This window comes from Rhodopseudomonas sp. B29, from assembly GCF_000333455.1.
Taxonomy (GTDB): Bacteria; Pseudomonadota; Alphaproteobacteria; order Rhizobiales; family Xanthobacteraceae; genus Rhodopseudomonas.
The window spans coordinates 1-1,673 of sequence record NZ_BADD01000160.1 but is presented as its reverse complement, the minus strand read 5'-3'; the positions used below and the strand labels follow the sequence as shown (position 1 = coordinate 1,673).

Sequence of the window (1,673 nt, the reverse complement as noted above, 5' to 3'; positions counted from 1 at the left end):
CGACATCAACATCCACCGCCGGATGGAGGGCAAGAAGGAAGTCTTCAAGCCGATCCGCGCCCGCACGGTGATCTATACGTTGATGATCGTCGCGATCGGCGGTGCGATGCTCTACAAGCTCGCCACCCGCAGCCTGCTCGATCTCAACGTGCTGCACGATCGCAATCCGCTGGCGGTGCGACTGTCCGACGGCTCGATCCGCAACGGCTACACCATCCGCTTCCTCAACAAGCGCGGCTTCGATCGCGTCGTCACCGTCGACGTCGATGGTCCGCCGAACGCCGTCATCCACGTCGTCGGCACCGATTCGATCACGCCGGACCGGCCGATGATCATTCTGGGCCGCGACACCACCACCGAGCTGCGCGTTCTTGTCGACGCCAGTTTCACCCAGGACGAGGTGGCGTCTATGCCGGTGACCTTCCACGTCACCGATATCGGCCTCGGTGAAGTCGCCTCGACCAAAGACGTGTTCGTCGCGCCCTGATCTGTCTGGAGCGTTACTATGCCTACTACTACGACGTCGCCTTCCGCCAAGCCCCCGCGCCAGCTGACCGGCAAGGTCGTTCTGGCGATCCTGCTCGGCTTCTTCGGTACCGTGATGAGCGTCAACGCGCTCATGATGACGCTGGCGATCACTACGCTGCCGGGCACCGAGGTCGACAGCGCCTATGCGGCGAGCATCGCCTATGAACGCGAAATCGCCGCGGCGCGTGATCAGGACAAGCGTGGCTGGCAGGTCGACGCCAAGGTCGAGCGGGCAGCCGACGGCAAGGCGACGCTGCATGTGGAAGCCCGCGACAAGGCGGGGCTTCCGCTGAAGGGACTGACCTTCGTCGGCAAGCTCGAGCGGCCATCCGACAAGAAGTTCGACCGCGAGGTGACGCTGGCCGAGATCGGCACCGGCGTGTACCGCGGCGACGCCGCCAATGTCGCGGCCGGCCGCTGGGATCTGGTGCTGGAAGGCGATCAGGGCGGCATCCGCATGTTCCTGTCCAAGAACCGCCTGATGCTGAACTGACGCACGCGCCGGGGGGCCGCGGGCGAGTACCTAAAGGGTCGCCGGATGTTGATGACGCGGGACTTCTCGCACTACGTCAAGGACGTGGATGTGCAAACGGCACATCTCGACCTCGCCGTCGAAGGCGTGAGCTGCGCCGCCTGCATGGCCAAGATCGAGCGCGGTCTGCAGTCGATTCCGGACGTCACTCTGGCGCGCGTCAACCTCACCGACCGCCGTCTCGCGGTCGAGTGGCGCAAGGGTGATCTCGAGCCCGGCCTGTTCATCGATCGCCTCGCCGAGCTCGGCTACAAGGCCTATCCGTACGAGCCGGTGCGGGCCGAGGTCGAAGAGGCCGAACGCTCCAAATTCCTGCTGCGCTGCTTGGGCGTCGCCGCCTTCGGCACCATGAACGTGATGATGCTGTCGGTGCCGGTGTGGGCCGGCAGCGACATGACGCCCGAGACGCGGGACTTCTTCCACTGGCTGTCGGCGCTGGTCGCGTTGCCTTGCGCCGCCTATGCGGGCCAGCCGTTCTTCCAGTCGGCGTTTCGCGCGCTCAAGGCCAAGAGCGTCAATATGGACGTGCCGATCACCATCGGCGTGCTCCTGGCGCTGACGATGTCGCTGGTCGAGACCATCGGCCACGCCGAGCATACCTATTCGACGCCGC

3 protein-coding genes are annotated in these 1,673 nt (G+C 65.2%); all 3 read left to right on the top strand.

Features of this window, described 5'->3' with window-relative positions; translation table 11 throughout:
- Positions 1 to 487: FixG Ig-like domain-containing protein (locus I5M_RS05775; RefSeq protein ID WP_283804863.1), on the top strand; the 487-nt coding region annotated here is incomplete at its 5' end.
- 18 nt (positions 488 to 505) lie between these two features.
- Positions 506 to 1,021 (top strand): FixH family protein, encoded by a 516-nt coding sequence (locus I5M_RS05770; protein WP_022720533.1) that lies wholly within the window; start codon positions 506 to 508, stop codon positions 1,019 to 1,021.
- 45 nt (positions 1,022 to 1,066) lie between these two features.
- The coding region (locus I5M_RS05765; protein WP_031335508.1) for a cation transporter at positions 1,067 to 1,673 on the top strand (607 nt) is incomplete at its 3' end.

Bases quoted from the DNA above. Each gene is read 5' to 3' on its own strand.
- I5M_RS05770 (WP_022720533.1), top strand. From the start codon at position 506: ATGCCTACTACTACGACGTCGCCTTCCGCCAAGCCCCCGCGCCAGCTG.